We start from the raw sequence: 7948 nt of genomic DNA, 5'->3' as shown, positions 1-7948 counted from the left end.
ATTTTACCATTCTCTATCACCAAGTCTTTTCTATAAGAAACGATGGCATTTCTGAAAAAATAATAGAGCCTCGTGAGAACAACGAGTTCTCGGAAAAAGCAACAGAGCTTCCTACCATTTTTTATTCTCCCATTATAGTAGACTGGTAATCTTTAAATTCACTACAAAATCTATCGCGAAGGAGCAGATATGCATTACTAAAATCTTAAAAGCGAAACGCGATAAAAAAAGAGTAGATAGTGCACTTAAATGACTTTATCGGGGGTCTGTTTTAAAAACCAGATCGTCTTTGGTCTTAGAAAAAACTTTCATAACCGCTTATCCTTTAAAATTTCATATATTTTCATAGGAGAGATTATAAAAGTTTTCAAAGAGTTTAGAACTAATATACATTTTTTAATATATAGTAGTTTCTCTTAAACCTACTGCATAGTCTAGCGTTTTTAAGATTTGAAATTTTTTTAAAAAATTTGAAAAACCCGTAAAACAGGGCTTTTAAAAAAATCAAAAAACTAAAATTAGGGGTAAAATTTGATAGATGGTGTCCCCGACAGGATTCGAACCTGTGGCCTCAAAATTAGGAATTTTGCGCTCTATCCTACTGAGCTACGAGGACAAAATCGGCAATTTAATCGCCGATAATATTCATAACATCGTCTAGTTTTTTGTGAAGATCTTTGTCGTTGATGGGCTTTGTCATAAAGTCATAAGCACCCTTATTTAAAGCCTCTCGTTTAGCGGTCTCGTCCGTCGTAAGGACAATGACGGGGATATGAGCTATACTTTCTCTAGCGTGAAGATTATCTAAAAATTCCAGCCCATTCATCACAGGCATTACGATATCTAATAAAATCAAATCAACGGGTTGAACTTCGAGTACGGCAAGAGCGTCCAAACCATTTTTGGCTTGGAGTATGGTTTGGAATTTGCCGTATTTTTTTAGCATAACTTCAAGTAGCTTTAAATTTATAGCGTCGTCATCAACTGTTAAAACTTTCAAATCTCTCATTTAAGACCTCATCCTTATATATATTTTTGTGCGAGTTTCTCAAGACCCGACTTGGTGATATTGTAACTAGCGACTTCGCTAAATAGTGGATTTTCATCGTTGTCGTTAGAAAACAGCACTAGCTTGGTCGCAGGCGCTTTTCGGCGTAAGCTCTCTAACGCCGCTAAGTCTAGCCCCGCTAGCTTTTTATCAACCAAAACAAGCTTATAGCTGCCCGTAGCCGCCATAGAAATAAGCTGGTCGAAATTGCCCGCAATTTCTACGTCTTTATACTGGTGTTTTAATATGCTGGCAAAAATTTTACTTTCCATAATGTTTGCCTTGCATATAAGTATATCTTTTGTCGGCACTCGCGCACCCTTAGCTTTCACTACGTCATCGGAAACTATGCTTTTTTTAGGAACTAGCTTCATTATCGTCTTTGGCACTTTGACAGTTTTAATGACCGTCTTAGGTACCTGGCGTTTTACAAGCTTTTTAACCAGCTTCTTTGTAGTTCCACCGGCGGGCGCTGCATCAGATCGTTTATCACCGATAAAATTATCTAGCATTTGGGCTAAGATATCCTTTTTGATCGGCTTGGTGCAGTATTCGTCAAGCCCCGCCGCCATAAATTTCTCTCTATCGCCCTTTAACGCATTGGCAGTAACAGCCACGATCGGGATGTGGCGGAGATTATTCTCGTGTTCGTATTGCTTGATCTGCTTTGTAGATTCGATACCGTCCATAACAGGCATCGAAATATCCATAAATATGAGATCATAGTCGTTATTGGCTTTTCTGGCTTCCAGCGCCAAAAGTCCGTTTTCGACTATCGTCAAATTCATATTAAAGCTATTTAACGTATGTTTCATAAGCTTTTGATTGATCTCATTATCTTCCGCTATAAGAATTTTAGCGTTATATTTTCTATTGACCAAAGGTACATTTTCATCGGCAGGATTTCGCTCTACCGGCACTTCAACCTCTTCTTCGACTTCGACATCCTCTTCGACCATAATGGTTTCTTCCTGTTGCTCGTCTTCGTATACGGTGACGGGCACCTCGACCATCTCCTCTTCCTCAGGTTGTGGGATAACTACCGGTTCGACTTTTACGCTAACAGGCTCGATCTCAGGCTCTTCGACATGGTCGTTTTGAGTAGCAGGCTCCACCTTCGGAATATCTACAGGCTCTAGCTCAATATTCGGCTCTTCGGCAGGAATATTTTGAGCCGCTGGTTCTACTACTGGCGTTATCGATTCAAACTCGATATTTGAAGGCTCCTGTTTAACCTCTTCAAGTTTTGGCTTGATAGGTTTTAGTTCAGGCTCAATTGCTACCGGCTCTGGCTCAACAGCGATAGGTTCTGGTTCGATTGTATTTTCAGTTGGAATTTCAGGTTCTGAAAGTTTAACACTTGAAATTTCATCTTCATGAGCAGAAACACTTGAAGTATCAGGCTTCGAAGCTTTAGCGATAGGAATTTCAGGCTCGGTTTTAATGGCTACCGGAATTTCTTCTTCTACGCTTGGAATTTCAACCTTTTTGGCAGGCTCTTGCACCTTGGCACTCGGTTTGATATCCGAAAGATCGATCTCTATATCAGGAATTTCAATCTCAGCCTTAGGCGTCTCAACCTTAGCCTTTGGAATTTCTACTTTTGCAGGCTCAGCCTTTACTTCTTCTTCCTCTTTTTTAATCTTAGGAAGCTCTATTTCGATATCAGAAAGATCAATGCTAGGAGTTTCGGCTTTAGGAGCCTGGGTCTGCGCCGCATGTGTTTTGAGCCCCACAAAATCATCAGGGATTTCCAAAGATATAGGCTCATCAATATCGGTCTGGGCATCCTTTGTGCTTGAAGGCTCTACTTTTGGCTTTTCTGCGCGTGGAATTACTATTTCAGGAATATCAACATTAATCTTTGGCGATTCAGGCTCTGTCTTTTCAATCTTAATATCACTCATAGGCTCGATATCTATAGGCTTAATGACCGGTTCTTCTGCTTTAGGAGCTTCTTTTTTGATCTCTTGAGCAATACTAGGCTTACTAACAGTTTCCTCTTTATGCATAGAATGAACTTCTGTATCATGCGTACGCCTTCTGCTTTGCAAGATAGCGCGTAGCTCGTCTGCCGACGAAGTAGTAGCATGTCGTAATTCATCGAGCTTATTGATGATAGGTCTTTCTTTTACTACCGGCTCTTCCATAATCATTTCATCAGAGACAATAGGCTTTTCTACCTCGGCATCCAGCTTAATCTCATGCGTCTGTGGAGCAAAATCCGATCTACTTAGAGCAATTCCGGATTTTGAAATTTTATCTAGCGTCTTAACGAATTTAGTTAAATTAAAAGGCTCTGTAAGAGTAAAAATTTTAGAATTTGAAATACTAATACTTTGAAGCTCTTTTGGCTTAAGAGTCAAGATCGTAGGCATACTCAATATATCGCTAACCTCGCCGTAATTCTTAAATCTAGTGATAAGAGCGTCATATTTGTTATTATTTTGCGCTGAGCGGAACTGCGCGTTCGTATTAAATATCGAAATTTTACCGCCTAGCTTGCTGATGTAGTTTTTAACGATATCATTATACATCGTATCGGCGCTATCGGCTAAAAGCGCGAAATTTAATCCTTTGATACTTTCAAATACTGCGTCCGCATCGGTCTTTTGTGTCTCTTTAAAAGCAAGGGTGAAGTAAAATCTAGTACCCTTTCCTACGGTAGATTTAACCTGAAGTTTACCGCCCATCATAGCTACGTATTTAGACGAAATCGTAAGACCAAGACCTGTTCCGCCATATTTACGTGTAATTGTAGAGTCAGCTTGAGAAAAGGCGTTAAATACATTTGCGAGCTTATCTTCAGAAATTCCAATGCCGGTATCCTCGACGCTAAACGTTACGATCGCCTCTCCTGGAGCTTTGCTAGGCTCCCTTAAAATTTCAACTACGATAGTGCCGTGCTCAGGCGTAAATTTGACAGCATTTGACATGAGGTTGATAAGAACCTCTTTGATCTTCGTAATATCGCCGTATAGATGATGCACGAGTGTAGGATCGATGTAGAGCAGGATGTCGATATTCTTTTCGGCAGCCTTGGCAACGTAAATTTCAACCGCGCTTTCGAAATCTTGAATAGGGTTAAATAAGATATCCTCAAGCTCGACCTTATTACTTTCGATCTTGGAGACATCCAAAATGTTATTAATGATCGTTAGAAGGTTTTCGGACGATTTTTCGATAGTATCAACGTAATCGCGCTTCTCCTCATCCAAATCGGTATTTTTAAGAAGCTCCGTAAAGCCGATGATGCCGTTAAGCGGCGTCCTGATCTCGTGAGACATATTAGCTAAAAAGATCGATTTTGCCTTGTTGGCATCCTCCGCAGCGCCCTTTTGATACGCAATCAGATCGAGCGCGTCCTCGATAAGCGAATATGCCTTGTTAACACCCTCACTAGTCCTAACGTCGATATGCTCGTGCTGATTCGTCAAATCGCCGATTCGGCTAAGCACATTGCCGAGGTCGGTAACGTTCTGTCTTAAACGTCTTGTAATACCCAAGGCAAAAACGACCAAAATAGCCGCTAAAGCCCATATACCAAGAGCGATAAATAGGTTTCTTAGCCTTTGCGCCAAGTAAGTATCGGCATGCGCCGCAAGCTCAGCATTGATCTTTTCAGAAATTTCGCTTAGCTTTTTATATTTAAGTGTAGTAGAGGCAAACCACTCTTGAAAAGGCACGCTATAGTGTCCCTCGTCCGCTTCTTGCTGCAATGTGGCCGAAATTTTAGCAGTCTCTCTTAATGCGTTTTGAAATTCCTCTCCGTCTAGAATTTTTAAAATCGCGGCTCTAGCATCCGATTCCGGCAAGAAGTAGTAATTAGGAAGCGAACTAGATAGGTTGAAGCTAGCCCAAGTCCTTAGCTGCGCCTGATTCATCGCCTTGCTACCGATGATGTATTCGATAATATAGTCGCGCTCCGATGCGGTGGCATCCATCGCCTCATAAGTATTAAGCAATGAAACCGTCCAAACGGTGATATTTGAGCTTACAAGACCCTCTCTTAGCACTCGTTGGATTGTTTTTACATCATCATCGAATTTTTGAAAATATGAGCTGAAAAGCTCACCGAAGCTTTTGCTTTGAGCATCGACATCCCTTCTTACCTGCGGAAGTTTGTCTAATAAACCGTCTATATCGGTCTCGGCAGCCAAAAGCTCGTCGTTACCGGTGCCGTAAGCGAAAATATCAAAAATAGTCTTTTTTACGACATTTTCGCTGATATTTTTGCTTTCTTTATACTTTGCAAGCGCATCATCGGTTTTTTTACGTTGACCCGATAGAAGGGTTCCCATACCGGGGTTTCCCTCGCTACCCAAAAACGCCGAAGTGATACCGCGCTCTTTATCTACCTGCTCTACTAACGCTGCGAGATTGCTGTTTTTAGCAATTTGCTGCTGCAAAATTCCCACTCTGGCGTAATCCTGCAAAGATATAAACAAGAAATATGATGCAAACGCGAAAATCAAAAGTAACGGGATACCGCTAACAAGTCTCAAAGCACTTGTAGTATTTAAATTCATACAAAATCCTTCAAAGCGCAGCTTACGCGACGTTAAATTTTATTCAACCGGAGAAACGAAGTCGCTTCCGTCACGCTAGGCGGAGACGATTTAGCCGTCCTGCAAAGTTAATGGGTGATTTTACTAAACAAATCTTTAAATATAGCTTTTTGCGTTAGGTTTTCGTTAATGATTGTTTAAAATTTTTTCCGCGGTTTGGATATTCGTAAGCGATCTGATCTCATCGAAGCTCGCCGCATAAATGCTCTCAAAATCGCCGTAAAAGTCCAAAAGCTTCTTCAGGCTTCCCTTGCTAACGCCCAAGCTTAGCAGTTTTGAGCTTTGCAGATCGAGTTTGCGTTTGCTTTTTTGGTGAAACGAGATTGCAAAGCGGTGCGCTTCATCGCGCAGGCGCTGAAAAAACTGCAACTTTTTATCGTCCGTAGGCAGCGAAAAAATCCCGCCCTTCGTGCAAATTTTATCTTTCGCGGCTCCCTTTGCGCGGTGGGCTTTAGCGTCGATCTTTTCTTTAGAGATAGCGATTATATCGACGTTTGCTCCGACGCTTGAGATTATATCATCTGCTAAGCTTAACAGAGCCGTTCCGCCGTCGATGAGCCACAGATCTGGCGCTGCAAGCTCGTCAAATTTAAGCGCGCGGCTAGTTAGATACTCGCGCATCTGATCGTAGTCGTTGTTTGAGCTAAGGTGTTTGTGGCGGTAGTTTTGCTTGTTAAACTCGCCGTCTTGAAAGCTTATCATAGCTCCCACGGCCGCGGCGCCGAACATATGCGAATTGTCGAAAACTTCGATATTTACGGGCAAATTCGTAAGATCAAAATAATCCTTCAGCTCCTGCAAAAATGCGTAATCGTGCGTTTTTAGATGCTTTTTGATATTGATCTCGCAGTTTTGATATGCAATCTCGCAAATTTTACGCTTTTCACCGATTTTCGGCGCGTAAATTTTAAAGGCTCTTTCGTGCCGCTTGGATAAAATTTCGCATACCAGATCCGCATCGTCAAACTCGTCGTAAACGTAAATTTTAGCGCACGCCACGGGAGCCGCGGCCGGAAAGGCGCTTAAGATCATCTGCTTGTAGGCGTTTGCGATATCATCGGCGCTTGGGGCTTTGCAGTTGATTATATGCGAGCTTGAGGCTGAAATTTTACCCTCGCGTATGCTAAAATGCACGGCGCAGACGAGCCCGTCGCGTGCGGCAATCGCAAAGACCTCGAAATCATCGAGCTTTGCCAGATCGACCTCAACCTTTACGTTCATCTGCTTTAAAATTTCGATCGTATCGCGGATCTGTGCGGCTTCTTCAAAATTTTCGCTCTGCGCGAGCCGCGCCATCCGATCCTGAAGCTGCGGCACCATCTTTTGGGGATTTTTCAGAGCCGCAAGCGCGCTCTGCACGATACGCGCGTAATCCTGCTTTGAAATTTTATCCTCGCACGGAGCGGCGCAGCGCCCGATCTGGTGGAACAAACAGGCCTTTTTGCCCTTGACGCAATTTTTCTTCTGCACGAGCGGAAACTGCATGTAAAGCGTCTGTAAAATTTCCTTCGCACCGTGAAAATAGGGGCCAAAATATCTGATGTTTCTGCCCTTTATGATCTTTCGCGTGATCTCAAAGCGCGGAAAATCGTCGTCTAAATTTACGTAGATATATGGATAGGTCTTATCGTCGCGCAGCAGGATGTTGTATTTGGGCTTAAGCTGCTTGATGAAGGAATTTTCTAGGATCAGCGCGTCGCTCTCGCTGGGAGTTACGATGTATTCTAAATGCGCCGCCTCGCTTATCATCTTGGCGATGCGCGCGCTTAGACGAGGGCTCGGAGCGAGAGCGGGCGTGAAAGAAAAGTAGCTTTTGACGCGATTTTTTAAAATTTTAGCCTTGCCGACGTATAGAAGCTTGCCCGCAGCATCAAAATACTGATACACGCCCGGTGCGGCAGGCAGGCTCTTAATCTCCTCTATTAGCAAGGATCAGCCCTCTTATCTCTTCAAAAATTTTATAAATTTGCGGATCTTGGATTTTGTTTGTAAACTCCCCTTTTGCGCGCTCTGAAGATAAAATTTTGCTGCCAGGACGCAAATGAGCTTTATAAATTTGCGCCCTTCTTCTACTCATCACTCTATCTGCGACGAAAAATTTTATCTCGCGCACGCCGCAAAGCTCCGCCGTCTCTCTAGCAGCTACGAAGCGCTTTAATACGTCTTTTATTAAATTTATATTACTATCGCGTTTTAGTTCGCAAAGCCCAGCCGGGTGCTTCGCGGCTATCATCAAAATGCCATCTTTGACGTAGATGAAAGCGATCAGCCTTTGCCAACTAAGCGGCAAAATCGCTAAAAACTCGCCTCTTTCTCGCATCTTGGCATATAA

At 42.6% G+C, this 7948-nt stretch carries 4 protein-coding genes and 1 tRNA gene; all 5 read right to left on the bottom strand.

Features of this window, described 5'->3' with window-relative positions; genetic code table 11:
* Window positions 1-539: 539 nt before the first annotated feature.
* Window positions 540-616 (bottom strand) — tRNA-Arg (locus tag Q0393_RS01655).
* A 12-nt stretch (window positions 617-628) separates the two neighbouring features.
* Window positions 629-1009, bottom strand: a complete 381-nt coding sequence (locus Q0393_RS01650; RefSeq protein WP_005869488.1) for a response regulator — start codon at window positions 1007-1009, stop codon at window positions 629-631.
* 14 nt (window positions 1010-1023) lie between these two features.
* Entirely contained in the window at window positions 1024-5577 is a 4554-nt protein-coding gene (locus Q0393_RS01645) for an ATP-binding protein (RefSeq protein ID WP_298977380.1), read from the bottom strand.
* Window positions 5578-5742: 165 nt separating this feature from the next.
* Window positions 5743-7545, bottom strand: coding sequence for an excinuclease ABC subunit UvrC (uvrC, locus tag Q0393_RS01640; protein WP_298977379.1), 1803 nt, complete (start codon window positions 7543-7545; stop codon window positions 5743-5745).
* Complete coding sequence (locus Q0393_RS01635; RefSeq protein WP_298062167.1) at window positions 7526-7936, bottom strand: hypothetical protein; 411 nt, start codon at window positions 7934-7936, stop codon at window positions 7526-7528. The genes uvrC and Q0393_RS01635 overlap by 20 nt, the downstream gene beginning before the upstream one ends.
* Between the last annotated feature and the right edge of the window lie 12 nt (window positions 7937-7948).

Origin of the sequence: uncultured Campylobacter sp., assembly GCF_938015785.1 — a bacterium.
In the GTDB taxonomy this organism is placed as follows: Bacteria; Campylobacterota; Campylobacteria; order Campylobacterales; family Campylobacteraceae; genus Campylobacter_B.
This window is presented reverse-complemented; position numbering and strand designations above follow the sequence as displayed.